Raw genomic sequence first — 24,448 nt, 5'->3', positions numbered from 1 at the left:
GGACCTTCATGTACCGGAAAAACGCTGCGCTTCTGATTACTGTCGGTCTGCTGTGTGCACTTGAGTATCTGCAAGCCGGCATGATCGCCTTCGCCTCCGCCCCGATTCGCGGCGAGATCGACGCAAGCCCAGAAGAGTTCACCTTGGTGGCAGCGCTCTATGCGTGTATTGCGGTGGTGGTCATTTCCAAGCAGAGCTGGTTGGTTGAGCGACTTGGCTGGCGCAACTTCATGCTGGGCTCCATCAGTGTTTACGTGTCGGGTGCGCTGGTGTGTGGGGTCAGCGGTAGCTTGACCACCTTTACCGTCGGGCGCGTGATCATGGCGCTAGGCGGTGCATCCTTCATGACCTCAGCGCGCCTGATGGTCAATTTGCTGCCTGCGGGACCCGGCCGCTTTGTGGGTATCAAGGTGTTTGCCACGGGGCTTGCCTGTGGCACGGCGGCGGCGCCGTTTCTGTCCTCACTGGTCGTGGTTGAAGACACTTGGCACGCCATCTTCTGGCTGCTGATCGCCGGGGCGACGGCAGCGGGCGTGCTGTGCACCCGGTTCTTGCCCACTGCACCGATTCACCAGGACGAGCGCTCTCCATCCAGTCCGGGCAATATTTTGCTCTTGGCTGTCAGTACCTTTTTCCTGCTGTATGTGCTGCAGCGTTCGTACTACGACTTCTACAACGAGTCGATCATCCTGGTGGCGTTCGCGTTACTGGCCGCACTCGGCGTGTATATTTTCTTCCACGCCGAGCACGCTAAAGACGCGCCGTTCCTCAAGGTGAAAGACTTGATGAAGTCGCGCTACATCCTTGGCGTTGGCCTGTTCTGCTTTACCTATATCGTGCTGGGCAGCAACAACTACATCTTGCCGTTTTTCCTGCAGACTGGCCTTGGCTATTCATGGGATACCATCGGCACGTTCCAGGCATTTGGTCTTGGCGGCGCGTTGATCACCTGGTTTGCGATGGCGCTGATCATCCCCAAATACCCGGCACCCAAAAAGTTCTTTGTAGTTGGCTTCGCCGCCCTGATCATCTTTGGCCTGCTGTTGGCGTCACTGACCCTCGACGCCAATATGTGGACCAATATCCTGCCCGCGCTGGTGCTCAACGGCTGCTTTGTGATGCTGGTACTCGCCACCGCAGCCATGCAGACGTTTCGCGATGTCACCCATCACGACACCTTGTTCGCCCATGCCTACCAGATCAAAAGCATGCTCGGGCAGATCGCCATGGCTATCGGCACCACGGTCGCAACCTTGTTCCTGCAATGGCGTACAACGCTGCAATACAACAACCTCAACGGGCACTTCAAGGCGGGCGATGCGTTGTACCAGGAAGCCACCCAGCACTTGGCACAGGCACTCACGCCTGCAGTAGGAACCGGCCCAGCCAATCAGATTTCATTTGCAACGCTTGCTCAAAGCCTACATCAGCAGGCAACGCTGGTAGCCAGCATGGAATATTTTTGGGCGGTCATTGGGGTTGCCTGCCTTGCACTGGTGGTTTCCGTGATGCAGAAAACCTTCAAGTGAAGCCTCGTGGGGGATGAGTTAACCGGGCAGTCACAATTTGCATCGCAGTTAGGGCCGGTAGAACGGTTGGGGATCAGTACAGGTGATGCTCTTCCAATGGGTGGCCCGTCAGAAAGCGAACCATTCAGCAAATTTTCGATGTCCACTAAAACCGGGAGCACCCTGACGATAAGCGCGATGCCAAAAGAGTGAATTCACAGGAATTCACTTTCAGAGCCCGGCGCGTAGAGGTGAATCGCCCGGTTGAGCCATCTCACATCATCACCCGCCGCCGTTTGAAGCGCAGCCGCCCAAGCAACCGATACCGCCTGGGCGGCGCTGTGGTAAATAGCCTCCCCTGCTGGCAAAAGCTTGAGCGTAATGAACCTGCGGTCATCGCTCTCACGTACCCTGACAATCAGCCCCAGCCTTTCAAGCTTATCCATGATGGGGGTCACGGCTGCTGGCGTAAGGTTGATCGCACGACTGCATTGCGCAGGCGAGCAGGCTCGACCGGATACGAGAGCTTCCAATAAACGAAACTGCCCTACACTCAAATCGAACCCTTCAAGTCCCTCTTGCGTGCACCGCTGCAATAAGCCGTAGGCATCGCTGATAAGGTGATTGATTTTAAAATACGAAACGTTCATCAATGCCTCTGTGCCTACGGTTATTTGAGTTCTTGGCGCCTGGATTAGGCGTGCCGGGAAGCTCTCACGTCGCCCATGCCTGCCAACAAACGGCGACGCAGTATTGGCAGTCACGGCCGAGATACCTAATTGTGAATGTCGATAACGGCCATCTAAGTTAAAAATCTCCTCACCCTGTTTTCACGGTGTTTGCCACTGCGCTGTACGTAATGGGGATGCGCGTCATCGAAGATCGCTGGACTGCATGCGGCCAGCGTCCATAGACTGGCTACCAGGCTTTTCTCCAGGAAGGCACGATGACGAAAGAAGGACGCGTTAGCGATGAATCGAAATGAACTGCGCAAGGCCGATATCAATTTGATGGTGGTGTTTGAAACCCTCATGCTCGAGCGGAACGTGACGCGGGCGGCCGAAAAGCTGTTTCTCGGGCAGCCCACCATCAGCTCCGCATTGAATCGCCTGCGCGCACTGTTCAATGATCCGTTATTCATCCGCGTCGGCCACCGTATGGAGCCCACCGCACGCGCCAATGAAATTATCGTTCATCTTTCGCCAGCCCTTGACGCCATGTCGACCGCGCTGAGCCTGACCCGGGACTTCGACCCCGCCAGCAGCGCGATGACGTTCCGTATCGGACTCTCCGATGACGTCGAGTACGGCCTGTTACCCGGCTTTCTAGCGGCACTGCGTGTGGAAGCGCCCAACGTGGTAATCGTCATCAAGCAGGCCAACTACTGGAATATTTCCGAACTGCTGATAGCCGGTGACATAACCGTCGGCGTCTGCCTGACAAAAGAGTTGCCAGCCAACGCCAAGCGAAAACTGTTGCGGACCATGAAGCCCATGGTGGTGCGAGCGGACGCGCCAGGCACAGCGCTGACGCTGGAGGAGTACTGCGCTCGTCCGCACGTTGTGGTGTCGCACGTAGCCAATATCTCCAGCTTTGCCGATGAGTGGCTCGCAGCAGTGGGCCAAAAACGCCGTGCGGTGCTTTCCGTCCCCCAGTACACCACGCTGCCGGCGATCATGGCCGGCACCGACCTGCTGTGTAACCTACCCGATTATTTGAGCGGGGCGCTGAGCCAGTCAGGGCTGCTCCACGGAGAGCCCCTGCCCTTCATTACACCCGAACTGGAACTGGATATGGTCTGGCTGAGCGTGATGGACACCGACCCCGCCGAGCGATGGCTACGCAAGAAGCTGGAGCAGTACATGAGTGACAGGAGCAGCGACTGATACTTGGCGCCGCTATATTTTTTCGCCCTCTATCGCTGGCGATTTAACGCTTCGATGCGGGCAGCATGCCCTTGAGGATCTCGTCTTTGTCGACAAAGTGGTGCTTGAGCGCTATCAGCACATGCCCGCCAACCAGCGCTGCGCAGAACCAGGCAGTCCATGTGTGGATCAGCTTGGCCAAGTCATAGAGGTCAGGATTGGGCGCGACTAATGGCGGCAACACAAACAGACCAGCAACCAGAATGGCCTTGTCCGCCACCGAACTCCAATACCAGCCAGACACCGGCAGCGCCATCAAAGCCACCGCATACAAAAGCACATGCCCCAGCACCGCCCCGCGCTGCATCAGCGGGCTCATGCTGGCAGGCAATGCGGGTGGGCGTTTGATCAAGCGCCAGAACACCCGCAGCACAATCAGAAAGAGCAAGGTGCTGGCCACCGCCTTGTGTAGAAATGTCAGCTCGTGGTGAGGGTTGAGCTCCTCACGCCAATGGCTGGCGAGAATACCCACACACCAACTGCCGAGCCAAATCAAGGCCATTCCCCAGTGCAGCCACTTGGCAGTGCCGGTATAGCCCTCGGTTTTTGATACCGTCATCGTTTCATCCCTACTCTCTAAATGCCTGATGCAATCCACGCAGTACGCGCGCGATGCGATCCTATAGAGCTTTTCAGCAGGGATAAACGCCGACAAAATCGCCGCTGCGTAGAAAAAATCTCTACTTATCGCTAAAGAGGAATGGTCAGCTTGACCCAGTACGCCTCCCCTTCCGGACGGTTGCGTACCTCGCTTTCCTTTTGCCATTTGGCGGTCACAAACCAGCCGGAACTGCTCGCGTACTTGATTGACGGGCCAATGGCAAACGCGCGCCCGCGATTGTCCTCAATGCGTGCGCCGTCCTGGTGGTCGTCGGTGGTCTGTCGATACATGTAGCCCCCAACGCCCACGACCCAGCCATTACCCAAGCCCCAACCCAGCGCGTAGTCAGCGTGCAGTTCCTGCCCAGAGCGATAGTCGGTGGCGCGGTTGCGCAGATTGAAGTCATACATCACTTTGATGTCGGCATTCACCCCCGCAGGATCAACGTACGAGAATGCGGCGATTGGCTCGAACGCCCAGTAATTGCGGCCAATATTCGCCAGATCCCCGCGGTCATAACGGCCGGTCGGCGCGAAGATATCCAGCGCGTAGATCGCATGGAATTTATCACTGTAGTGATAACCGAGCGCGGGGCCAAAGATGATATCGCCCATGCCTGTTTTCTTCTGGTGCTGGCCATTCACGTCCACGCGCAGGTCGACCAGGGGGACGTTGAGGTGGAATGCCAGGTCGCCGTCGAGGACCTTTTGCTCAGTCACCCAGATCAACCGCAGAGCAATCACATCGGCGCTCAGATGAAAATCATCCACCGCCGACTTGCCCCGGTTGTCCAGAAGCCGATCGGCGCGATAACGCTCTGCAAACACCTGCGTGTAGAACCCCGGAGGCGGCATGGCCCCGGTCATGTAGTTTTCGGCACCCATGGGGTAGGACGAACCACCCCCCTCAGTAGCCTGGGCGGCAGGCAGACAAAATGCCAGCGCGCAGCCCGCCGTCAATGCAGGCATTTTGGACAGGACAGTGACAGCGGCAACGGTTTTTTTATTATTCATTGTGGCAACCATAGGTGCGTTGAGAATTCGCAGGCAGCACCGGGCGCGACACCCGGAGTGCCGTGTTCTGTTCAGGCGTAGTAAGCGCCGGCTCCGTGGAGCCGGCCTGTAAGCGTTGTCGTTAGAACGGATAAGGCTGGTCGGAAGGCTCGACCGTGACCCACTTCACTTCGGTGAATTCCTCAATGACTGCGCTACCGTCAAAACGGCCATAGCCACTGTTCTTCATGCCACCGTAAGGAGCCTGGGGTTCGTTTTGGACGGTCGCGCCGTTAATGTGCACGCAACCGGCATCCAGGCGGCTGGCCAGGTCGAGGGCGAGGCTGACGTTACGGCTGAAAATCGCCGAAGACAGGCCAAATGCCGTGTCATTGGCGACTTCCAGTGCCTGCTCGGCACCTTTCACACGCACCACCGTGGTCACGGGGCCGAAGGTTTCCTCATCGTAGATTTCCATGGCCGACGTCACGCGATCGACCAAGGTCGGCGCCATCTGCGCCTGCTCCGCCAGCCCACCGGCCACAATCTCGGCGCCTTTGCCAATGGCATCATCGAGCATCTGATTAATGCGTTGAACCGAACCGTGGGCGATCATCGGGCCTACCACACTGGCAGGATTGGTCACGGGACTGCCCTGCTCCAAACCACGAATGCGTTCTGCGAACTTGGCGACGAAGGTGTCGGCAACCGCTTCATCGACCACAAACCGCTCGGTCGACATGCAAATTTGCCCTTGGTACAGGAAAGCCCCGAATACGGCAGCATTAACCGCACCGTCCAGGTCAGCATCCTCCAGCACAATAAACGGCGCCTTGCCGCCCAACTCCAGCAAGCAACGCTTGAGATGTTTGGCGCAAGTCTGGGCGATCATTCGGCCCACATTGGTCGAGCCGGTGAAATTCACTCGACGGACTGTGTCGTGGGCAATCAAGACTTCGGTGACGGCACCGGCATCTTCAGGGGCCGAGATGATGAAGTTCACCACACCCGGCGGGAAACCTGCGTCATAGAAGGCCTGGGCTAGCAGTTCATGGGTACGCGGGCTGTTCTCCGAACCTTTGAAGATCACGGTATTGCCGCAGGCCAAGGGATACGCAATGGAGCGCGTACCCAGGATCACCGGACCGTTCCATGGCGCGATGCTCAACACCGTACCGGCGGGCTGACGCAAGGTCATGGATAAAGCACCCGGCTTGTCGGTCGCCAGTGTTTCTCCCTTGATTTGCGTGGTCAACGCCGCGGCTTCGCGCAACAAATTGGCTGACGCGCCCACGTTAAACTGTGACCATAAACGCGACGCACCGATTTCTTCGGCCATCACGGTGCAAAACAGCTCCTTCTTGCCTTCTAGCGCATCAGCGGCGGCCAGCAGCAGCCGGCGCCGCTCGGTTGGGCCGACCTTCGACCACGTCTTGAACGCTTGCTGCGAAGAGGCCGCAACGTTGCGCGCGTCGTCCACACTGCAGGCGGCACCCGTGGTAACGACCTTGCCGCTGATCGGGTCGATACGCTGATAGGTCTTACCGTTTGAAGCCGATTGCGCGACGTTGTCGATTACGAGTTGAACAGTCATCAAGAGGTCCTTTGAGTGAGCCTGAGAAATCACGCCTGATCGCCCGCGACCGGCATGCGCAGAATCGGTTTGATGGTGATGCCGCTTTCGCTGTCCGCCATGGCTTCGTTGACTTGGTCAAAGGTGTAAAACCGGCACAGTTTGTCGAACGGGAAGCGGCCTTGCAGGTGCAGGTCGACCAACGTGGGAATAAACGCGTTGGCAACCACGTCGCCCTGGACAATGCCCATGATTCGCTTGCCGGGGATCATCACATCATTGATGTTGAACGCCACTTCCGTGCCCATTTTCGTCGCCCCGACGATTCCACAGGTGCCCAGGGTTGTGAGCGCGTCGATGGCCTGGCGCAGCACTTCTGCACGACCGGAGCATTCAAGGCTGTAGTTCACGCCGCCGCCGGTGATTTCACGAATGCGTTGCACCGGGTCCTCTTCACGGCTGTTGATCACGTGAGTCGCCCCCACTTCAAGCGCAAGGCTCAAGCGGCTGGGGGTTACATCGACGGCAATAATCGTCGTAGCACCTGCCACTTTGGCCGCCATCACCGCCGCCAGGCCTACGGCGCCGGCGCCAAATGCCGCAAAGCTGGCGCCTGCCTCGACTTGCAGGGCCTTGAGCACCGACCCCGCCCCCGTCTGAATGCCGCACCCCAGTGGCCCCAGCAATTCCAACGGCGCCTTTTTCGACACTTTCACCACGCTACGCTCACTGGCGATCACATAGGTCGAGAACGAAGACTGGCCAAAGAAGTGGTCATGGATGGGCGCCGCGTTGTCGCAGCTGCAGGTCGAGGTACTGCCATCCAGCCGCCCGCCGCCGAAGTTCAGCGGGTGCATATGGGAGCAATGCGCGGGGTGCCCGGTTTCACAAGGCAGGCACAAACCACATGACATGTAGGTCATGACCACGTGATCACCGGGGGCGATGGTGGTCACCGCAGCCCCTACCGACTCCACAATTCCCGAACCTTCATGGCCCAGCACGATTGGCAACGGCGTCGGAAACAGCTGGTCACGCACGACCATATCAGTGTGGCAAACACCGGTCGCGACAATACGCACGCGCACTTCATCAGCGCGCGGGACGCCCAGTTCTGCACGTTCAAGCTGGAGTTTGCTCCCGGCCTCACGCAATACGGCAACTTTGATTTCAATGGGTGCAAGGGTGCTTTGGGACATCTACTTATCCTCTTTAATCGTTCAGGTTTGACTGTGTCGACCTACGCGGTTTGCAGTGCACGCGGGCGATTGCTGCGCTGTTGCGCTTCCAGGCTGGTTGCCGGGCGCAACTGAAAATCGAAAGTCATGTGTGCATAACGCCCTGGCACATCATGGGCAGCGGACAGCGCCTGGTCGTCGATGAACTGCACTTCGCCGATCAACCCATCACGGGTGGCATAGGCAAAGTCGTCCCAAAGGTACTTGTCGTTGGACAGGTTGATTTGGGTAGTGAGGTGCTCATAACCGGGGGCCGACAGGAAGAAATGGATATGCGCAGGGCGCTGGCCATGGCGTCCCAGGTGATTGAGGCATTCCTGGGTCGGGCCTTGAGGGTTGCAGCCGTAGCCCGAAGGCACGATGCTCCGGACACGGTAGCGCCCGTCAGCATCGGTCACGATGCGCCGGCGCAAGTTGTATTCGGATTGGCTTTTATCGAAGTGCGAGTAGTTGCCTTTGCTGTCCGCTTGCCACAAATCGACAAGGGCCCCCGCGATAGGTTGGCCTTGCAGATCCAGGATTTGTCCTTCAACGAAAAACGGGGTGGCGATACCGTCTTCCGCGCCATCGTCCATCCGCGCAAAACCTTCGCGCAGCGGTGCGCCCGCTACATAGAGGGGCCCTTCAATCGTGCGCGGCGTGCCTCCGGTGCGACCGGCCTCGGCTTGCTTGGCATCGTTAAGCAGGTCGAGGAAATGCTCGACGCCCAAGCCTGCCGCCAGCAGCCCCGCCTCGTTGCTCTTGCCGAGTCGGTTGATGTATTCGACTGCGGCCCAGAACTCATCATCGGTGATCTCCAGCTCTTCAATGAGCCTGGCGGTCTCTTGCAGAATACGCAGCACGATGCGCTTGTTGCGCGGGTTGCCAGCGGCGTTTTTCAATCCGGCTGCATCGCGGAAAAATTCAAGCATATCGGGGGTCTTTGAAATACTGACGGTCATGGTCGTTTCACCTTTTTTATTGTGGGTCTAGCGCGCCAGTCACTGAGTGCTGGTGCCGTATGCACTTCAAACAGCCTCGGCCCACCCGAGCCGAGTACGGGCCTGTGCCAGGTCCGATTGCATATCGTGGTTCCACAGCCAATCGAAACGACTGGCCAACGTGGTCGACAACAGAGACTCCTGGCCTTCAACATGCGGGGCTCGGAATTCGTAGAGTTCGCCCGCTTCCCAAGACGTGCGTTGCACCCGGCACGCGCGCGGCCGGCGGATCTCGTCATACACCTGCAAAACCTTTTGGGCGTTGCTCTCAAGGACTCGCGGGTCGCCCAACAGGCGCGCAAGTAACCAAGCATCTTCAAGCCCTTGGCCGGCGCCTGCGCCTTGATGCGGCAACATGGCGTGGGCGGCGTCACCGATCAGGCCGACACGGCCATGGGTGTAGCCTGCAAGCTCATCCAGTTCATGCAGCGCCCACAGCGTTGGCGCAGGGATGCATTCGAGCAGTACCCGTACAGCATCGCCCCAGTGCGCGAACGCCTTCAGCATCTGTGCCTGAGTGGTGCTCTTGACCCAAGGCGTGTCTTGCGGCCACACCGGGTTGGGCTTGGAGCGATCGGAGACGAAAGCCACCACATTGATCAACCGACCTTGCTTGACCGGGAACGTGAGGATGTGGGCGTCGAGCCCCAAGTACATTTGCGGGACATTGATCAGGTGCTCATCGACGCCAGCCGCGCGATAGGCCTGGCGCAGTTGCTCGCTATCAATCATGCCGCGGTAAGCGCAGGTACCGCTGAACCGAGGTGCGACAAGAGGCAGGCCCAGGCCCTGGAGCACATAGTCGCGCAGGGATGATTTGATACCGTCGGCAGCGATCAACAGGTCACATTCGTAGTCAGTGCCGTCGGTGAATTGAACGCTGACCCTATCGCCTGCCTCACGCACGCTGACGGCGCGCTTATCGAAGCGGGCAATGCCGTCCGGAAGTTGCTGGGCCAATGCATCGAGGAAATCGGCGCGGTGCACGGAGGACTGGCCCACGCCATCAGCGATGCTGGCACCCAGGTAACCGGCATCCACGCCGCGGCGCCATTCAAACCAAATGTCTTGCCAGGGTTGTGGGGTGCGGTCAGCAATACGCTCGTAGGGCGTGCCGATTCCCAGGCCTTCAATAGCGCGCACGGCATTTGCGCCGAACGAAACACCAGCACCCACTTCACCGAAGGCAGGTGCGGCTTCAAATAACGTCACGTCCAGGTGCGGATGACGGCAGAGATCAAGTGCCAAGGCCACGCCAGCGATACCGCCGCCGACGATGCCCACTTGCAAGACAGAATGAGGGCTAGTCATGGGAGAACCTTATGTTTGTTTTTGGAATAGCCCGATCATGACTATTCACAAACCATTGATAAATGCCCTGCCCTCCATACAAACTATCACCAGCGTGAATATAAAAATGACCTCACCCGCACCTGTGTCCGAGAGAAACCACGATGAATCTGCGCGAGCTGGACCTGAATCTTTTGGTGATCTTCAACCAATTGCTGGTAGACCGAAGTGTTTCTGTGTCGGCTGAAAGCCTTGGCCTGACTCAGCCGGCCGTCAGCAATGCGTTGAAGCGTCTGCGCACCACGTTCAACGATGAGCTGTTCGTGCGAACCCCAAACGGGATGCAGCCAACCCCATTCGCAGTGCAACTGGCAGAGCCGGTATCCCAAGCGATCGGCCTGTTGCACGGTGCGATAAACCGCCACGACGAATTCGATCCGGCGACCAGCCGAAAACGCTTTGTGGTTGCGATGACCGACATCGGGGAGATTTATTTCGTGCCGCGCCTGATCGACGCGCTGCTCAAACTGGCCCCAGGCATTTCGGTGAGTACGCTTCGAAGCAATGCCCAGCTATATGAAAGCCTGGCCAGTGGCGAGGTGGATCTGGCCGTGGGGCTGCTGCCAGACCTGCAAGCGGGCTTTTACCAGCGGCGTTTGTTCCACCATCGCTATGTGTGCCTGTGCAGAAAAGACCACCCTTTGACCCAACAGCCCATGACCCGTGAGCGTTTCTGTGAGTTTGGGCACGTCAGGATCGTTGCGGCCAGCACCGGCCATGGCGAAATCGACACGCATATGCAGCGTGCGGGTCTGCAACGTGAGATTCGCTTGGAAGTGCCGCACTTTGTAGCGGTCGGGCATATCCTGCAAAACACCGACTTGATTGCGACCGTTCCCGAGCGGTTCGCCAACAGCTGCGCGCAGCCGTTCGGGCTTACCAGCCTGCCGGTCCCGTTGCCCTTGCCCGAGATTGCCATCAACTTGTTCTGGCACGGCAAATACAACCGGGACCCTACCAATAAATGGTTCCGACAACTGATGTTCGACCTGTTCAGCGATTAACGGCGCGTGCAGCCTTTACTGCCAATGCGCGCACAACTTGACCAACTCGTCGACCACATACCGAACCTTGGGGCGAAGGTGCGACACTTTGGGCCACACCGCATGCACATCCACCGCTTCAGGCTCATAGGCTTGCAGCACCTCGACCAGCCTGCCCGCCGCGATATCATCCTGGAACAGGCTACGCGGCATTTGGCACAGGCCGGCACCGGCCACGGCGGCCAGAATCATGGCTTCGCCATCGCCAATCTGATGGGTTGAAGGGGGCGCGTAACGCACGGTTTTACCCGCTTGCATCACTCGCCATGAAAGCGGCTGGCCGCGCCGATGGCCGACGATGCAGCGATGCTGGGTCAGCTCTTCCAGGGTTTGCGGGGTTCCGAAGCGCGCAAGGTAGCCAGGTGACGCACAGACCGCCCAGCGTTGACGGGTCAATCGCCGTGCTACCAGGCCGCTGGTGTCCTGCAACTCGCCGAAGCGCACCAACAAATCGATACCCTCTTCAAAAGGGTCCACCAAGTGATCGGAAAACGTCAGGCTCAATTGAAGCGCCGGGTATTTGTTGGCGATCTCAAACAACAGTGGCGCGACGACCCGACGTCCGAACGCCACCGGAATATCCACCCGCAAGCGGCCCGAGGGTTCACCGCCACCGGGGCCCAGCCCGCTTTCAGCGGTACCAATCTCCTCCAGCGCCGTAGAGCAGGCTGCGAAGTAGGCCTCGCCATCGGCGGTAAGGGAAATCCTGCGGGTGGTGCGATGGAACAACTGCGTGCCCAGCCGTTCTTCCAAGCGCGCGATGGCCTTGCCCACGGCAGATTTGGACAACCCCAAACGCTCGGCTGCCTGGGTAAAGCTCGAGGAGCGCGCCGCCACGACGAAGGTGATCACGCCCTGGAAGGAGTCGATAGGAACCATGCTACACCTGTCATTGTAGAGTTTTGATCTACCCAGATTATAGTTGCAGGCCGTTTATCGCCACTTCATTCAACAGTACGATGGATTCCAGTCAGACAACGGTGCACTTCGCGCACCTCCCAGATCAATGTCCTAGAAGGAATACATCATGCCCGTCGTACGTGTGAGCTGGTTCGAAGGTAAAGAACACGCGCAGAAAGCTGCTGTTGCAGCTGATATCACCGAAAGCATCGTTAAACACACCGGTACCGATGCCAATTACATCTACGTGATTTTCGAAGACGTCGCCGCATCGGATTGGGCCGGCGCCGGCAAGCTATTCGGGGAAGCCCCCGAAAAGTCCTGACGCCCCTGACCTGCACCGCATGCACCGGCTGATCCAGCGATGCTGCCGTGCAGGTATTTGTCGTAAACCTGCCGGAGACCACCCCCATGCATCCCCATATTTCCTGCCTGTTCTCCCTTGCGGTCAAACCCGCAGAGTTCGCTGAATTCAAGGAACTGATCGCCACCATCGTTGCCGCCACCCGCGCCGAGCCTGGCACATTGGTGTACGAATACAGTGTCAATGAAGACAACAGCACCGTGCACATCCTCGAGCGTTATAACGTGGATGCCGTGGTCAGCCATGTCGACACCACATTCGCGCCGTTCGGCCACCGTTTCCTGGAGCTGTGCACCATCACCAGCCTCGTGGTCTACGGCACACCCGACGCCGAAATCCGCAAGCGCCTGGACCCGTTCGGCGCCGTTTACATGACCCCATTCGACGGTTTCAGCCGCTGAGTTGAAACAAGGCGCAGGCTCAAGAGTGACAACTGTGTCCTGCGCAAACCTATCCCGCACAGAGACCATCATGTCCGCTATCGCAGAAGTTATTAAGTCCCGCATCTCCGCCAACAGCTACGACACTGAACGTTCGTTGACGGACGCCCAGGTCGCCGAACTGGTCAACCTGGCCACCCACGCGCCCTCCGCCTTTAACCTGCAAAACTGGAAGTTTTTGGCCGTGCGCAGCACCGAAGCCAAAGCGCGTCTACTGCCATTGGCTTTCGGCCAGCAAAAGGTCATGGATGCCGCCGTGACCTTTATTGTCTGCGGGACCCTGAACCCGCATGTGACCCTGCCGGCAGCCTTGAAGCCAACCCTGGACGCCGGAATCATTGACCAGGCGATCTACGACATGTGGGTAGGTGCGGCGCAAGGCATGTATCAGGAAAACGCTCAATTGCAGCGCGACGAAGCCATTCGCTCTGGCTCACTCGCGGCGATGACCCTGATGTTAGCCGCCAAGGGCCAAGGCCTGGTTTCGACGCCCATGATCGGTTTTGATCAGGCCGCAGTGGCCAAGGAGTTTGGTCTCTCCGATGAAGAAGTACCGGTGATGTTGATCACCGTTGGCTACCCGGGCGCAGCCAACTGGCCACAAAAGCCGCGTAAAGCCGTGAACGACGTATTGCAATTCGTTTAAGCCTCTGCCGCTGTGCATGCCTGGTTCACGCCAGGCATGCACGCACATGGGTCGATCGACTCACAACCACGACTGCCACAGGCTGTGAACCACGAATGCCATGACTCAATCACCTGCTTCATTACGCGCCATTTTAATCGCTGCCTGCCTGGGCTTTCTCGTCGTGCAACTCGATGTCAGCGTTGTCAACGTCGGGCTGGGGGCGCTTAAAGCCGCCTTCAACGCAGACCTTACAGGCTTGCAGTGGGTCATCAACAGTTACGCCTTGCCCTTCTCTGCCTTGCTGATTCTGGGCGGCGCATGGGGTGACAAGTGGGGTGCAAAAACCGTCTTCGCGGCGGGTTTTGCGATTTTTACCCTCGCCTCCATCGGCTGCGGCTTAGCCAGCAGCATGAAACTCCTGATCTCGATGCGAGTGATCCAAGGCATGGGCGCCGCGCTGCTCATACCCACTTCATTGACGCTGATCCGCGTGTCATTTCAAGACCCGGACCGACGCCGCTCCGCTGTCGCGCTCTGGGGAGCCTGCGGCGGAATTGCGCTGGCTGCCGGGCCGGTAATCGGCGGCCTGATGATCGAGTACTTCGGTTGGCGCAGTGTGTTTCTGCTGAATATCCCAATCGGCCTGCTGGCGATCACGCTTATCCTGCGATACGCACCCACGTCCCCACGGGTGGATAAGCACATCGACATTCCGGGCCAAATCAGCATTGCCTTATGCCTTGCATCCTTGACCTATGGCTTGACCGAGTCGAGCGCACAAGGCTGGAGCCTGCAGACATTGACGGCCATGAGCGTCGCGCTGGCCTGTGCGGTAGCGTTCGTTGTGATCGAACGTCGCGTCCAACACCCCATGCTTCCGGCACGCCTTGCCAGCAACAAGGTGCTGGGGAGCATGGCGCTGCGATCAATCTGACGTTTTACGGCGCAGTGTTCGTCTTCAGCATCTACTTTCAAACCTTCCTGCATTACGACGCGTTCAAAACCGGGGTGTCGTTCATCCCCTTGACGGCGGTGCTGACCCTTTCAACCCTGCTCTCCTCTCGCTTCGCCAAACGCTTTGGCGCCACGCGCATCATCACCACGGGTTTTAGCGTGCAGATCGTCGGGTTCCTGGTGCTGTCGCAAATCACGGCGCAAGCCTCACCTTGGCTGCTCAACGGCGCACTGATGCTGGTGGGTATTGGTAGCGCAATGTCGGTGCCGTCCATTACCAATGCGATGCTGTCATCCGTGACGCAGCACGATGCGGGGATTGCTTCGGGGTTGATGGCTTCGGCCAGACAACTGGGCGGCGTGTTAGGCGTTGCCGTCTCGGGAATACTGATTGCGCATGATGATGCAGCGTCGTTCTCGCAAGGGATGGCGAACGCAATGCTGTTGTCTGCGTTCGCCTTGCTGGTCTGTATAGGGGTCAACCTGTACGTGTCCCGACAGCCGTGAAGGCCGGTTAGACGATATCGTCTACCACACCACCGTCGACTCTCAACGAAGCGCCGGTGGTGGCCGATGCCTGCGTAGAACAGACATAGACAATCATGTTAGCCACTTCCTCAACGCTGGCAGCGCGTTGGATGATCGAGCTTGGGCGATGCGCCATGACAAATTCGGCAACCACCGCTTCCAGGGATTTGCCGGTGCGTTCGACTTCACCTTTCATCATGTCCGCGACGCCGTCCGACAGCGTAGGGCCTGGCAGCACGCTATTGACGGTCACACCACTGCCCGCAACACGTTTCGCCAAACCACGGGCGAGTGCCAATTGGGCCGTCTTGGAGACGCCATAGTGAATCATGTCCGCAGGAATGTTGCGTGCCGACTCGGACGCAACGAACACCACCCGTCCCCACCCGCGATCAACCATGGCAGGCAGCAGCGCACGGCTCAAGCGAACGCCTGACATCACGTTGGTATTCCAGTAGTCGTCCCACACGTCATCGCCGGCTTCGAAGAAATCCAGCGGCTCGTAAATACCGGCGTTGTTTACCAAAATGTCGATATCACTGATACCGGCCAACAAGGTTGCCACTCCTGGCGCGGTGCTTAGGTCTGCCGCCACACCACTGATACTGGCCCCCGGCACTTCTGCCAGCAGGCGGGCAACCGCTGCATTCACTGAGCCTTCACTGCGACCATTGACGACGACGGCGGCGCCTGCCTCGGCAAGCCCCTTGGCCACCGCAAAACCGATGCCGCCAGTCGAAGCGGTAACCAGCGCGCGTTTCGTCTTCAGTTGGATATTCATCATTTCTCCATCAAGAATGTACGGGCCTTATGCCCGCCATCAGTTCCTACCGTTATGTAGAAAACAAAGCGGCCACTGTATGGCTTAGCCGCTCCTGGATAAATGTCAATTCCGGTTGGTGATCTACAACAGCCTGTTTCAAAAGGACTCAGGTTCTACGGCGTCAGCTCCGAAGTTCTGCATGGCGAAGTCAAGGAAACTGCGGAGCTTGGGGGTGAGCTGGCGGTCGGGGGCATACAGCACGTGCAAAGGGCGACTGGGTGGCGGGTAATCCGGCAGTAACGTGACGAGCGCCCCAGCAAGCAGCGACTTTCGCACCAGTTCCACTGGCTGGAGCAGTATCCCCAGCCCCGCCAGGGCGGCGCACAGCAGCGGTTCGCCGTGATCGGCCATGAACCGGCTGCCGACGGGAACAACGACGGTTCCTTCAGGCCCATTGAACGTCCAATGCGTGCGCAACTCAGTGTGGGAAAACCCCAGGCACTCATGATTCTGCAGGTCCCAAGGCGTCTCTATCGGGGTCTTGCCTTCAAGGTAAGAAGGCGCGGCGCACAACACTAGCCTGTAAGGTGCCAGTGCCTTGGCAACCAAGCCACTGTCGGCCAACACCCCGACTCTGAACACCACATCAAAGCCCTCATCGATCAGATCCACGGCACTATTGGCCAGGCTCAGTTCTACGCTCACCTGAGGATTGGCCTCCATATAGGCCGGCAGGCAGGGCGAAAGGGACTGCATACCAAAACTGACGGGCGCGTTGATGCGCAGTCGTCCGCTTGGCGCAGCCTGGGTATGCGCTGCGAGGTTTTCGGCGGTTTCAACTTCGGCCAGGATGAATTTGCAACGCTCGTAAAACTCGCGGCCAAAGTCGGTGAGGCTTTGCCTGCGCGTAGTACGGTTGAGCAAGCGCACACCGAGGTGCTGCTCAAGATGATGTACATGTTTGCCAATCAGTTGCGCCGACATCTGCAACGCATCACCCGCCGCACTGAATGACCCCATTTCAACGGCTTTGACAAATGCCGCCATACTGCTCAGACGATCCATTACCAATAATCCGTTTCGAATGTTCCGGCATTTTGGGTATTTATCCTCGAACTGTCCAAGCCCTATCGTCGCTCGACCGTCATTTGAATCGACACAGGATTGGACCGTGAAGTACCCCCTGATCAAGCAATCACTCCCCGCCCTGCTCGGCGAAGACTTTTACTTTCCCAACGAAATCATTGGCCAGGCCTTCCGCGCCTCGGACTTTCCCGAGCTTAAAGTCAGCAGCTTCAGCACCAGTGACCGCGTCAATCTGGCGTATTGGGAAGCAGGTGAAGGGCAACCGTTGATTTTCATCCCGGGTTGGTCGGCCAACGGTGCGATGTATTTTCACCTCATGCATATCCTCAGCAAGCACTATCACGTCTATGTGCTGGATGTGCGCAACCAGGGCTTTTCCGAAAAAACCGCGTCGGGCAACCGTATTTCCCGCTATGCCATGGATGTCAAAGAGTTTGCCGAGCACCTGGGTGTGCCTGAAGCGCACTATTGCGGTTGGTCGATGGGGGCGTCGGTGATGTGGGCGTACATCGACTTGTTCGGAACCCAAGGTATTCGCACCCTGAGCATTATCGACCAGGCACCTTCAGTCTACTGTCACGCCGATTGGACAGAACAGCAGCGACTGGACGCTGGGGCTTTCACCACCTCACCGGAGCGCATGATCGACGCCTACGTGAACATGACACCGACCAACCAGTTGATTTCACGAACTCGCGTGCTAGAGCGCGCAATGGCACTCGACTCAGCATATTTTCACAATGCAATCAGCCTGGTCCAGGCGGCCATAAACGACGACATGGCGTTCACCGGACTGGTGCTTTTCGATCATGTCACCAACGATTGGCGAGACGTCATCCAAACGAAGATCGACGTGCCCACCGCGATATTCACCGGGGAATACAGTGACTGGCTGGACAGTCAGAGGTGGATGAGCTCAGTGATCCGCGATTCGGTACTGCATGTGTACGACAAGGCCGAACAGGGCGACCACTTTCTGGCGTTCAAGAATCCACAAAAGTTTGCCGCCGACCTGCACAGCTTCTTGCAGCAGTCCTGATACGCGTCAATTTAACCCTCTAGCGCTCCCACTCGGGATCGGCGAACCGTTCAGCCAGAAAGCTGATCAGCGCCCGCACCTTGCTCGCCAGGTGCTTGCGCGTGGGATAAACCACGTAAATGCCTAACTCGATGGAGCGGTATTCAGGCAGGATTTCCACCAAGGCTCCGCTGCGTAAATCCTCACCGACCATAAAGCTTGGCTGCAAGGCAATCCCACCACCCGCAAGGGCGATACTGCGGCACGTATCGCCATTGTTGCAGCGCACGCTCGACCGGGTGCGCACGCTGACGCGACCATCGGGCCCGTCGAATTGCCATTCATTACCCGTCGCAAAGTTGGTATAGGCGATGACGCCGTGTTCAGCCAGGTCCGCCAGTGTACGCAGCGGGGGATGGCTCGCCAGGTAATCGGGCGACGCACACAGGCACATACGCGTGCCAGCCAGCCGCCGCCCAACCAGCGATGAATTCTCCATGCGCGCAATGCGTATCGCAGCGTCGAAGCCCTCATCCACCAGGTCGACCAAACGGTCATTCAAACTGATATCCAACTCAACGTTCGGGTGCGCACTCATGAACGCCCCCCACAGCGGCGCAAGGTGCAAAACGCCGAAACTGACCGGCGCATTCACCCGCAACACACCGCTGGGTTCCGGCGCTGCAGACGATACAGCCTCCTCTGCCTGATCCATCAGGGCCAGCACCTCCCGTGCCTGATGGTAGAACTGCCTACCCTCCTCCGTCAGCGAGAGCTTGCGCGTGGTGCGATGCAGCAGCCGCGCCCCCAGGCGTTCCTCAAGGGCACTCACATAACGCGAGATGGCCGCCTTGGACATTTCCAGGGTGTCGGCCGCGCCTACGAAAGTACCTTTGTCGACCACGGTGCAGAACACCTGCATCTCCAACGCTCTGTCCATCACTGTCTCACTTAGTGGAACTATCAATCACATTTGGCCTTATTTATCTCAAAATCTCAATCTATAAACTGAGCCCATCGAAACACACACCAACGCTTAAGAGGTCGATATGAAAATTACAGTAGTGGGTACCGGCAACATGGGTTCAGCGTTCGCCAAGCAACTGTCTGGCGCCGGTCACGTGGTCCGTATTACGGGGCGTGACATCCAGAAAGCAGAAGCGCTGGCAGCCCAGTTCGAACAGGTCACTGCCTTTACCGCCGAGCAGGCGCTGGGCGACAGTGATGTGGTGGTGCTTGCCACGGCCTACGCAGACGCCGTCGCGGCGCTGCAGAGCCTGGGCGATCTGAGCGGCAAGGTCATCATCGATATCACCAACCCGCTCAGCGCCGATTACATGTCGCTGACCATCGGCCACGTCACCAGCGCCAGCGAAGAAATCGCCAAGGCAGTGCCACAGGCCCAGGTCGTCAAAGCCTTCAACACCTTATTTGCTCAGGTGCTGGGCGATGGGCCGACGTTCGCCAATGACCAGCGTGGCAGCGTATTCGTGGCCAGTGACAGTGAACGCGCCAAGCAGACGGCCATAGCCCTGGCTCGCAGCCTGGGTTGGAACACCGTCGACACCGGCGCACTGATCAACGCTCGCTACCTGGAGCCGTTGGCAGGCCTGAACATCTACCTCGGCTATGGCGCCGGCCTGGGCACGTCCATCGCCCCGGTATGGCTTAGCAAGTAACCTCAACGGAGCATTTCACCATGAACACCCCTTTCCCCCTGCTGTTTGTGTCTCATGGTGCTCCAATGTTCGCCATCGAACCTGGCCTGGCGGGTCCCCGCCTGGCTCAGGTCGGTCGCGAGCTGCCGCGACCTGACGCCATCGTCGTCCTCTCTCCGCATTGGATGACGCGCGGCGAAGTCCTTGTCACGGCGAGCACCGCGCCTGCGACCATCCATGATTTTGGAGGGTTTCCCGACGCACTGTATCAACTGCGCTACCCCGCACCGGGCGCTCCCGTCCTGGCTGGGCATATCGTAGACCTGTTGCAGGCTGCCGGCTGGCAGTCGCGACTGGACGCTCAACGCGGCCTGGACCATGGCGCCTGGGTGCCGCTGCTGTACCTGGCACCGGAGGCGGATATCCCGGTGGTGCAGGTCTCCATGCCGGCCAGCCTTGACACTCATCAGGCCTGGAAGCTGGGCGACGCGCTTAAGCCACTGCGGGATATGAATGTGCTGATCGTCGCGTCAGGCAGCCTGACCCACAACTTGTACGAGTTCCGCGGCGCCACCCGCGAGAGTGCTGCCTACGTCGATGCGTTCGCCGCGTGGACCGCCCAAACCCTGCAGGACGGGAACACCGGACAATTGCTGGACTTCAAGCAGTACGCGCCGTCGGCGGAGCGGGCTCACCCCACCGATGAACACTTTCTGCCCTTGCTGATCGCCCTCGGTGCAGCCGGGGAAGGCTACGAGACACAGGTATTGGAGGGCGGCGTGACCTACGGCGTGCTGGCCATGGACAGCTACTTGTTCTCCTCGGCCCCGTCCACTGGCTACGAACCTACTCAACTGACTCAAGGCACTATTGACCATGCGTGACACTACATTTTCCGACGCAGCCCGCGAACCACAGACGGGTCTGTTTTTCCGCAAAGGCTGCAGCACCTTCACCCCGAAAGGCCGCTTGATTCTGCTGCACGGTGTGGGTTCGAACGAAGGCAATCTTGCTGCCTTGGCCGAATCACTGCCTGAAGAGCTGGAAGTCATTTTGGTTCGCGCCCCCTTGCAGGTCGGCCCGCAAGGCTTTGCCTGGTACCAGGTGAACTTCACCAGCAATGGTCCGTCGTTCAACCAGGAACAGGCGGAAGCCAGCCGCCTGCTGTTGCAGCGGTTTATCGAAGCGCTACCTGCCTTGCCGACGGTCATCGCAGGCTTCAGCCAGGGCGGCATCATGAGTGCGAGCCTGGGCGTCACCGAGCCGGAACTGGTGGCGGGCTTTGCGATATTGAGCGGCCGCATGCTGCGCGAAATTGCCCCCCGGATCGCCTCAGCCGAACGCCTCAAGTCGGTCACGGCGTTCATCGCCCACGGCCACCAGGACGCTGTCCTGCCGATTGACTGGGCGAGCGAGGCAGATGCCTGGCTGGATCGCATCGGCGTCAAACACGAAACCCATTTCTACAACATGGCCCACGAGATTATCGGTGAAGAACTGGCCGATTTCTCTCAATGGCTAAGCCACACGCTGTCCCTTGCCAACTAAATAAAAGGAGCTACACCATGATTGACTCTCGCACTGCACCCTACGCTGCATTCGTGATGCGCCTGGCCCTCGGCATCATGTTCATCGCCCACGGTTTGACCAAAGTGCTGGTGTTCACGCCAGCCGGCACCGCAGGCTTTTTCGAGTCCATCGGTTTTCCAGGCTTCCTGGCTTATCCGGTCATGGCATTCGAAGTGATCGGCGGCCTGATGCTGGTATTGGGCGTGTATGCACGCTGGGTAGCGGCACTGGCAGTGGTCCAGCTGTTTGTCGCGGCAACCGTGCACTTCGGTAACGGCTGGAGCTTCACCAACGCCAATGGCGGCTGGGAATATCCAATCTACTTGAGTGTGACTGCACTGGTCGTTGCATTGCTGGGTGAAGGCGCTTTTGCGGCCAAGCCATCCAACAATGCGTGATTGAGCCTTACGCAACCGCTGCCGGCGCCCTGGTCAACCAGTGCGTCGGCAGTTGCGTTTGGCGCGCTGCAGCGGTTCACGTCAGGCGTGAGGCCATGAAACTGACAAACGCCTTGATCTTGGGCAGCGGCTGTCGGCTCGACGGCCACAAGATGCTGAACGTGCGGTGATCGCTGATGTACCGGTCCAATACAGGCACCAAACGCCCTGCCGCGATGGCATCCTCGATAAAAAAGTCGGGCAGGCAGGCGATGCCCTGCCCCGCTTCAGCCATTGCCAGCAAGGCTTCAATCGCGTTCGACGTTGCCGATTGGCCCAGCTCCAGCGCGTCTTGCCCTTTCTTCGTCACCAATGGCCAAGGATCAAGCTTTCCGCTGGTGGGATAGCGGTATCGCAGGCAAGCATGGTTCGAAAGGTCTGTCGGCCGCGCAGGGACACCTCGACGCGCAAGGTAGTCTGGCGATGCCACCAAGCGGTGGCTGTAGCCGTTGAGCTTACGCATCATCAGCCGCGAGTCATCGACTTCGCCGATGCGCATCACGGCATCGAAGCCTTCCTCAATCACATTCACCAGGCGATCACTGAACTCCAGTTCCAATTCCACCTCTGGATACGCCTGCTGAAACGCAATCAAATGAGGCATCAACCGCATGCCCAGTTGTGGCAAGCCGAGGCGCAATTTGCCTTGAGGGTTGCCGGCCGCTTGAGTCAGCTCGCGCTTGGCGACTTCATATTCCGCAAAAATCCGCTGACAACGCTCCAGGAAAAGGCTGCCTTCCGCCGTCAAGGTAATCGCGCGGGTAGAGCGATGAAACAGCCGCACGCCCAACTCTTCCTCCAGCCGCGCCACCGCCTTTCCAACAGCCGAGGAAGATACCCCGGTTCTGCGCCCGGCCTCAGTGAAACTGCGGGTATGTGCCGCCTGAACAAATGCGCTGAGCGCGCCGAAATGATCCATGAACAGCCTCAGTTATTTGAGCGTTATTTTCACAAATGATCGGAATTTAATCCTGTTTTTCTTTCCAATCATAGCGCCTATAGTCCCCTCCATCGTGACTTTATGGCGCGCATCTCGCCTTCAATGTCACCGCCATCCGCTACTACGAGCGTACCCCGATGACCTCTCAACCTTGCGCACGCGTAATCGCTCCGGAGCTACAGCAGCACCCGGGCTATGCCCGCGTATTCAAACAAGGGCATTTGACCTTCGGTTTTATTGCCCCACTGGAAAGCTACCCGAACAGCCCGGGCCCTACCCTGCAAGATCACGCGCAGATGGCTCAACGTGTGGACGAAGCTGGCTTCTCCGCAATCTGGCTGCGCGATGTACCGTTCTATGACCCTAACTTCGGGGATGTCGGCCAGATCCTCGATCCATTGGTCTATGCCGGCTACCTGGCGGCCGTGACCAAGCATATTGCGATTGGCACGGCGGGTATCGTCCTGCCGTTGCGCGATCCACTGATTGTCGCCAAGCAGGCTGCCAGCGTGGACCAATTGCTGGGCGGGCGATTCATCCTGGGGCTGGCCACCGGCGACCGGCCGATCGAATACCCGGCGTTCGGCCTGGATTTTGATAACCGCGCCGAACGCTTTCGCGACGCGCTGGATATCATTCGCGCGACCACGCAAAGCCATTGGGCCAGACATACATCGCGTTTCTATGGCCAGTTGAACGGTGAAATTGACCTGGTGCCAAAACCTGTCGGGACGCGCTTGCCCACCCTTATCGTCGGCCACGCCGGCCAAACGCAGGAATGGATCGGCGAACACAGTGACGGGCTTCTCTCCTACACCTCCAACCCTGCGCTGATTCCCCAGGTGATCGAACGCTGGCGTGCCGTCTGTGGCAACGATGTGCACAAACCCTACGGCTACGGCACGTTGTTTGACCTGGATCGCGATCCGAACCATCCCGTGCAGGCCGGCCGGGTACTGCGCGCCGGGCGTAATGCACTCATCGAGCACTGGAAACGCCAACAGGATCAGGGGGTGGGTCACGTTGCCCTGCACTTCAAGCCGCAACGCCGCCCTGCCGCTGAAGTTATCGATGAGATGGCTGAATACCTGCTGCCGCACTTTCCCAGCATCACCCTCCCTGTCGTCTCTCAACCTATGCAGGCTGCCCCATGAATCGCGCCCTTCACCACATGGACTTCATCTTCCAGACCGCCATGGGCACCTACCCCTTGGCGACACAGTGCGAAATGCTCGCCGAACATGGCTATCAAGGCTTGACGATGTCGGCGTGGAGCCAAGACCTGAAGTCGATTCCTCAGGTCAAACCCACCTGGGGCCTGGACGTGGGCGCGGTCTACTTGATCTACCGCAAAGGCCTCGAAGCGTTCGTGACCCAGGTATTCGAGAGTCTTGAAGGTTGCACCACGATTGAGCTGGCGCTGCATTCAGGTGATGAAGTCACCAATTTTGACCGCCGCATGCTTGAGCGCCTATTGCCTATCTGTGAGCGCAGAGGCCTGCACATCAATCTTTATCCGCACGCGCGCTATGGCCTGCAAACCACCACCGAAGCCATCGCACTGTGCCGGGAGTTCAACCACCCCCGGCTGAATATCGTGTTCAACGGTTATCACTGGTACGCCACTGAAGAAGGCAAGTTGGAAGAACGCCTTGATGCACTGTGGCCCTGGCTCCAGCACGTAAACATTGCCGGCACACGTCGCTCTCCATTGGGTTGGGGCGGCCTGGCGACCATCGAACCGCTGGATGAAGGCGAGATGGATAACTTCGTTCTACTCGGCGCCCTTGAACGCCGAGGTTTTACCGGTCGTGTCGGCGTACTGGGATGGCAAAGCATGGGTGGCGACGTTTACGGCAACCTGCTCCGTTCAGCCACGGCCTTTCGCTCCATGGAGCAACGCCTGGCCGCTCACCCTGAATGGGCCCTATTGACTGAAATGCCGCGCTAGGC

The 24,448-nt window shown here is 58.7% G+C and carries 27 protein-coding genes; 15 read left to right on the top strand and 12 right to left on the bottom strand.

The genetic code is table 11. The features are described from left to right. The first annotated feature begins 8 nt into the window (after positions 1–8). Positions 9–1,529, top strand: a complete 1,521-nt coding sequence (locus CQ041_RS05780) for an MFS transporter (protein WP_105521515.1) — start codon at positions 9–11, stop codon at positions 1,527–1,529. Between the two features lie 194 nt (positions 1,530–1,723). Here CQ041_RS05780 and CQ041_RS05775 read toward each other — a convergent pair whose 3' ends face one another. Then, a complete protein-coding gene (locus CQ041_RS05775) occupies positions 1,724–2,158 on the bottom strand; it encodes a MarR family winged helix-turn-helix transcriptional regulator (protein ID WP_105521514.1) in 435 nt (144 codons plus the stop codon). 321 nt (positions 2,159–2,479) lie between these two features. On the opposite strand from CQ041_RS05775, the gene CQ041_RS05770 reads away from it, so the two are divergent. Further along, the gene (locus tag CQ041_RS05770; RefSeq protein ID WP_105521513.1) at positions 2,480–3,394 is read left to right on the top strand and encodes a LysR substrate-binding domain-containing protein; all 915 of its coding nucleotides are present in this window, start codon (positions 2,480–2,482) and stop codon (positions 3,392–3,394) included. A 43-nt stretch (positions 3,395–3,437) separates the two neighbouring features. Here the strand turns inward: CQ041_RS05770 and CQ041_RS05765 are convergent, their stop codons facing one another. The 6 genes from CQ041_RS05765 to salA form a co-directional block, all read right to left on the bottom strand. Continuing rightward, positions 3,438–3,992: a cytochrome b gene (locus CQ041_RS05765; protein WP_105521512.1), complete on the bottom strand. Its 555-nt coding sequence runs from the start codon at positions 3,990–3,992 to the stop codon at positions 3,438–3,440. Positions 3,993–4,123: 131 nt separating this feature from the next. Beyond that, complete coding sequence (locus CQ041_RS05760; protein ID WP_105521511.1) at positions 4,124–5,047, bottom strand: transporter; 924 nt, start codon at positions 5,045–5,047, stop codon at positions 4,124–4,126. A 121-nt stretch (positions 5,048–5,168) separates the two neighbouring features. Beyond that, positions 5,169–6,620, bottom strand: coding sequence for an aldehyde dehydrogenase (locus tag CQ041_RS05755; protein WP_105521510.1), 1,452 nt, complete (start codon positions 6,618–6,620; stop codon positions 5,169–5,171). Between the two features lie 29 nt (positions 6,621–6,649). Next, the gene (locus CQ041_RS05750; protein ID WP_105521509.1) at positions 6,650–7,798 is read right to left on the bottom strand and encodes an NAD(P)-dependent alcohol dehydrogenase; all 1,149 of its coding nucleotides are present in this window, start codon (positions 7,796–7,798) and stop codon (positions 6,650–6,652) included. 41 nt (positions 7,799–7,839) lie between these two features. Continuing rightward, the gene (gene catA, locus CQ041_RS05745; RefSeq protein WP_105521508.1) at positions 7,840–8,778 is read right to left on the bottom strand and encodes a catechol 1,2-dioxygenase; all 939 of its coding nucleotides are present in this window, start codon (positions 8,776–8,778) and stop codon (positions 7,840–7,842) included. A 66-nt stretch (positions 8,779–8,844) separates the two neighbouring features. Beyond that, positions 8,845–10,128 carry a salicylate 1-monooxygenase gene (gene salA / locus CQ041_RS05740; RefSeq protein ID WP_105521507.1) on the bottom strand — a complete coding sequence of 428 codons (1,284 nt, stop codon included), beginning with the start codon at positions 10,126–10,128 and terminating at the stop codon, positions 8,845–8,847. A gap of 143 nt (positions 10,129–10,271) precedes the next feature. Here salA and CQ041_RS05735 point away from each other — a divergent pair, with 143 nt between their 5' ends. Then, on the top strand, positions 10,272–11,171 hold the full coding sequence (locus CQ041_RS05735; protein WP_105521506.1) for a LysR family transcriptional regulator: 900 nt from the start codon (positions 10,272–10,274) through the stop codon (positions 11,169–11,171). A gap of 15 nt (positions 11,172–11,186) precedes the next feature. On the opposite strand, the gene CQ041_RS05730 is transcribed toward CQ041_RS05735, so the two are convergent. Beyond that, on the bottom strand, positions 11,187–12,089 hold the full coding sequence (locus tag CQ041_RS05730) for a LysR family transcriptional regulator (protein ID WP_105521505.1): 903 nt from the start codon (positions 12,087–12,089) through the stop codon (positions 11,187–11,189). A gap of 148 nt (positions 12,090–12,237) precedes the next feature. On the opposite strand from CQ041_RS05730, the gene CQ041_RS05725 reads away from it, so the two are divergent. The 5 genes from CQ041_RS05725 (at position 12,238) to CQ041_RS26720 (ending at position 15,003) form a co-directional block, all read left to right on the top strand. Continuing rightward, the gene (locus tag CQ041_RS05725; RefSeq protein ID WP_003445639.1) at positions 12,238–12,435 is read left to right on the top strand and encodes a 4-oxalocrotonate tautomerase family protein; all 198 of its coding nucleotides are present in this window, start codon (positions 12,238–12,240) and stop codon (positions 12,433–12,435) included. 86 nt (positions 12,436–12,521) lie between these two features. Beyond that, positions 12,522–12,875, top strand: coding sequence for a putative quinol monooxygenase (locus CQ041_RS05720; protein WP_105521504.1), 354 nt, complete (start codon positions 12,522–12,524; stop codon positions 12,873–12,875). 70 nt (positions 12,876–12,945) lie between these two features. Next, positions 12,946–13,560 carry a nitroreductase family protein gene (locus CQ041_RS05715; protein ID WP_105521503.1) on the top strand — a complete coding sequence of 205 codons (615 nt, stop codon included), beginning with the start codon at positions 12,946–12,948 and terminating at the stop codon, positions 13,558–13,560. A gap of 100 nt (positions 13,561–13,660) precedes the next feature. Continuing rightward, positions 13,661–14,476: an MFS transporter gene (locus CQ041_RS26725; RefSeq protein ID WP_308701282.1), complete on the top strand. Its 816-nt coding sequence runs from the start codon at positions 13,661–13,663 to the stop codon at positions 14,474–14,476. A 14-nt stretch (positions 14,477–14,490) separates the two neighbouring features. Continuing rightward, positions 14,491–15,003: an MFS transporter gene (locus CQ041_RS26720; RefSeq protein ID WP_308701281.1), complete on the top strand. Its 513-nt coding sequence runs from the start codon at positions 14,491–14,493 to the stop codon at positions 15,001–15,003. A gap of 7 nt (positions 15,004–15,010) precedes the next feature. On the opposite strand, the gene CQ041_RS05705 is transcribed toward CQ041_RS26720, so the two are convergent. Both CQ041_RS05705 and CQ041_RS05700 read right to left on the bottom strand, forming a co-directional pair. Continuing rightward, on the bottom strand, positions 15,011–15,805 hold the full coding sequence (locus CQ041_RS05705) for an SDR family NAD(P)-dependent oxidoreductase (RefSeq protein WP_105521502.1): 795 nt from the start codon (positions 15,803–15,805) through the stop codon (positions 15,011–15,013). Between the two features lie 138 nt (positions 15,806–15,943). Continuing rightward, a complete protein-coding gene (locus CQ041_RS05700; RefSeq protein ID WP_105521501.1) occupies positions 15,944–16,852 on the bottom strand; it encodes a LysR family transcriptional regulator in 909 nt (302 codons plus the stop codon). Between the two features lie 106 nt (positions 16,853–16,958). On the opposite strand from CQ041_RS05700, the gene CQ041_RS05695 reads away from it, so the two are divergent. After that, positions 16,959–17,912: an alpha/beta fold hydrolase gene (locus tag CQ041_RS05695; RefSeq protein ID WP_105521500.1), complete on the top strand. Its 954-nt coding sequence runs from the start codon at positions 16,959–16,961 to the stop codon at positions 17,910–17,912. Between the two features lie 19 nt (positions 17,913–17,931). On the opposite strand, the gene CQ041_RS05690 is transcribed toward CQ041_RS05695, so the two are convergent. After that, a complete protein-coding gene (locus tag CQ041_RS05690; protein ID WP_105521499.1) occupies positions 17,932–18,831 on the bottom strand; it encodes a LysR family transcriptional regulator in 900 nt (299 codons plus the stop codon). A 109-nt stretch (positions 18,832–18,940) separates the two neighbouring features. On the opposite strand from CQ041_RS05690, the gene CQ041_RS05685 reads away from it, so the two are divergent. From CQ041_RS05685 to CQ041_RS05670, 4 genes are read left to right on the top strand one after another with little or no spacing between them, the layout of a single operon-like run. Beyond that, positions 18,941–19,570, top strand: a complete 630-nt coding sequence (locus CQ041_RS05685; RefSeq protein WP_060765967.1) for an NADPH-dependent F420 reductase — start codon at positions 18,941–18,943, stop codon at positions 19,568–19,570. Between the two features lie 20 nt (positions 19,571–19,590). Next, a complete protein-coding gene (locus CQ041_RS05680) occupies positions 19,591–20,433 on the top strand; it encodes a class III extradiol ring-cleavage dioxygenase (protein ID WP_105521498.1) in 843 nt (280 codons plus the stop codon). Beyond that, positions 20,426–21,097: an alpha/beta hydrolase gene (locus tag CQ041_RS05675; protein ID WP_060765969.1), complete on the top strand. Its 672-nt coding sequence runs from the start codon at positions 20,426–20,428 to the stop codon at positions 21,095–21,097. Before CQ041_RS05680 ends, CQ041_RS05675 begins: the two co-directional genes overlap by 8 nt. 17 nt (positions 21,098–21,114) lie before the next feature. Next, positions 21,115–21,516, top strand: coding sequence for a DoxX family protein (locus tag CQ041_RS05670; RefSeq protein WP_060765970.1), 402 nt, complete (start codon positions 21,115–21,117; stop codon positions 21,514–21,516). A gap of 76 nt (positions 21,517–21,592) precedes the next feature. On the opposite strand, the gene CQ041_RS05665 is transcribed toward CQ041_RS05670, so the two are convergent. Then, positions 21,593–22,474 carry a LysR family transcriptional regulator gene (locus tag CQ041_RS05665; RefSeq protein WP_105521497.1) on the bottom strand — a complete coding sequence of 294 codons (882 nt, stop codon included), beginning with the start codon at positions 22,472–22,474 and terminating at the stop codon, positions 21,593–21,595. A gap of 158 nt (positions 22,475–22,632) precedes the next feature. Between CQ041_RS05665 and CQ041_RS05660 the strand changes: the two genes are divergently transcribed. Together CQ041_RS05660 and CQ041_RS05655 are read left to right on the top strand one after the other, a co-directional pair. After that, a complete protein-coding gene (locus tag CQ041_RS05660; RefSeq protein ID WP_105521496.1) occupies positions 22,633–23,649 on the top strand; it encodes an LLM class oxidoreductase in 1,017 nt (338 codons plus the stop codon). Beyond that, the gene (locus CQ041_RS05655) at positions 23,646–24,446 is read left to right on the top strand and encodes a TIM barrel protein (RefSeq protein WP_105521495.1); all 801 of its coding nucleotides are present in this window, start codon (positions 23,646–23,648) and stop codon (positions 24,444–24,446) included. Before CQ041_RS05660 ends, CQ041_RS05655 begins: the two co-directional genes overlap by 4 nt. The last annotated feature ends 2 nt before the right edge of the window (positions 24,447–24,448 follow it).

Source organism: Pseudomonas sp. MYb60, from assembly GCF_002979555.1.
In the GTDB taxonomy this organism is placed as follows: Bacteria; Pseudomonadota; Gammaproteobacteria; order Pseudomonadales; family Pseudomonadaceae; genus Aquipseudomonas.
This window is presented reverse-complemented; position numbering and strand designations above follow the sequence as displayed.

What these genes read in the sequence shown, in the direction of transcription:
- CQ041_RS05780 (WP_105521515.1), top strand. Translation starts at nt 9, where the DNA reads ATGTACCGGAAAAACGCTGCGCTTCTGATTACTGTCGGTCTGCTGTGT.
- CQ041_RS05775 (WP_105521514.1), bottom strand. Translation starts at nt 2,158, where the DNA reads ATGAACGTTTCGTATTTTAAAATCAATCACCTTATCAGCGATGCCTAC.
- CQ041_RS05770 (WP_105521513.1), top strand. Translation starts at nt 2,480, where the DNA reads ATGAATCGAAATGAACTGCGCAAGGCCGATATCAATTTGATGGTGGTG.
- CQ041_RS05765 (WP_105521512.1), bottom strand. Translation starts at nt 3,992, where the DNA reads ATGACGGTATCAAAAACCGAGGGCTATACCGGCACTGCCAAGTGGCTG.
- CQ041_RS05760 (WP_105521511.1), bottom strand. Translation starts at nt 5,047, where the DNA reads ATGAATAATAAAAAAACCGTTGCCGCTGTCACTGTCCTGTCCAAAATG.
- CQ041_RS05755 (WP_105521510.1), bottom strand. Translation starts at nt 6,620, where the DNA reads ATGACTGTTCAACTCGTAATCGACAACGTCGCGCAATCGGCTTCAAAC.
- CQ041_RS05750 (WP_105521509.1), bottom strand. Translation starts at nt 7,798, where the DNA reads ATGTCCCAAAGCACCCTTGCACCCATTGAAATCAAAGTTGCCGTATTG.
- catA (WP_105521508.1), bottom strand. Translation starts at nt 8,778, where the DNA reads ATGACCGTCAGTATTTCAAAGACCCCCGATATGCTTGAATTTTTCCGC.
- salA (WP_105521507.1), bottom strand. Translation starts at nt 10,128, where the DNA reads ATGACTAGCCCTCATTCTGTCTTGCAAGTGGGCATCGTCGGCGGCGGT.
- CQ041_RS05735 (WP_105521506.1), top strand. Translation starts at nt 10,272, where the DNA reads ATGAATCTGCGCGAGCTGGACCTGAATCTTTTGGTGATCTTCAACCAA.
- CQ041_RS05730 (WP_105521505.1), bottom strand. Translation starts at nt 12,089, where the DNA reads ATGGTTCCTATCGACTCCTTCCAGGGCGTGATCACCTTCGTCGTGGCG.
- CQ041_RS05725 (WP_003445639.1), top strand. Translation starts at nt 12,238, where the DNA reads ATGCCCGTCGTACGTGTGAGCTGGTTCGAAGGTAAAGAACACGCGCAG.
- CQ041_RS05720 (WP_105521504.1), top strand. Translation starts at nt 12,522, where the DNA reads ATGCATCCCCATATTTCCTGCCTGTTCTCCCTTGCGGTCAAACCCGCA.
- CQ041_RS05715 (WP_105521503.1), top strand. Translation starts at nt 12,946, where the DNA reads ATGTCCGCTATCGCAGAAGTTATTAAGTCCCGCATCTCCGCCAACAGC.
- CQ041_RS26725 (WP_308701282.1), top strand. Translation starts at nt 13,661, where the DNA reads ATGACTCAATCACCTGCTTCATTACGCGCCATTTTAATCGCTGCCTGC.
- CQ041_RS05705 (WP_105521502.1), bottom strand. Translation starts at nt 15,805, where the DNA reads ATGAATATCCAACTGAAGACGAAACGCGCGCTGGTTACCGCTTCGACT.
- CQ041_RS05700 (WP_105521501.1), bottom strand. Translation starts at nt 16,852, where the DNA reads ATGGATCGTCTGAGCAGTATGGCGGCATTTGTCAAAGCCGTTGAAATG.
- CQ041_RS05690 (WP_105521499.1), bottom strand. Translation starts at nt 18,831, where the DNA reads ATGGACAGAGCGTTGGAGATGCAGGTGTTCTGCACCGTGGTCGACAAA.
- CQ041_RS05685 (WP_060765967.1), top strand. Translation starts at nt 18,941, where the DNA reads ATGAAAATTACAGTAGTGGGTACCGGCAACATGGGTTCAGCGTTCGCC.
- CQ041_RS05680 (WP_105521498.1), top strand. Translation starts at nt 19,591, where the DNA reads ATGAACACCCCTTTCCCCCTGCTGTTTGTGTCTCATGGTGCTCCAATG.
- CQ041_RS05675 (WP_060765969.1), top strand. Translation starts at nt 20,426, where the DNA reads ATGCGTGACACTACATTTTCCGACGCAGCCCGCGAACCACAGACGGGT.
- CQ041_RS05670 (WP_060765970.1), top strand. Translation starts at nt 21,115, where the DNA reads ATGATTGACTCTCGCACTGCACCCTACGCTGCATTCGTGATGCGCCTG.
- CQ041_RS05665 (WP_105521497.1), bottom strand. Translation starts at nt 22,474, where the DNA reads ATGGATCATTTCGGCGCGCTCAGCGCATTTGTTCAGGCGGCACATACC.
- CQ041_RS05660 (WP_105521496.1), top strand. Translation starts at nt 22,633, where the DNA reads ATGACCTCTCAACCTTGCGCACGCGTAATCGCTCCGGAGCTACAGCAG.
- CQ041_RS05655 (WP_105521495.1), top strand. Translation starts at nt 23,646, where the DNA reads ATGAATCGCGCCCTTCACCACATGGACTTCATCTTCCAGACCGCCATG.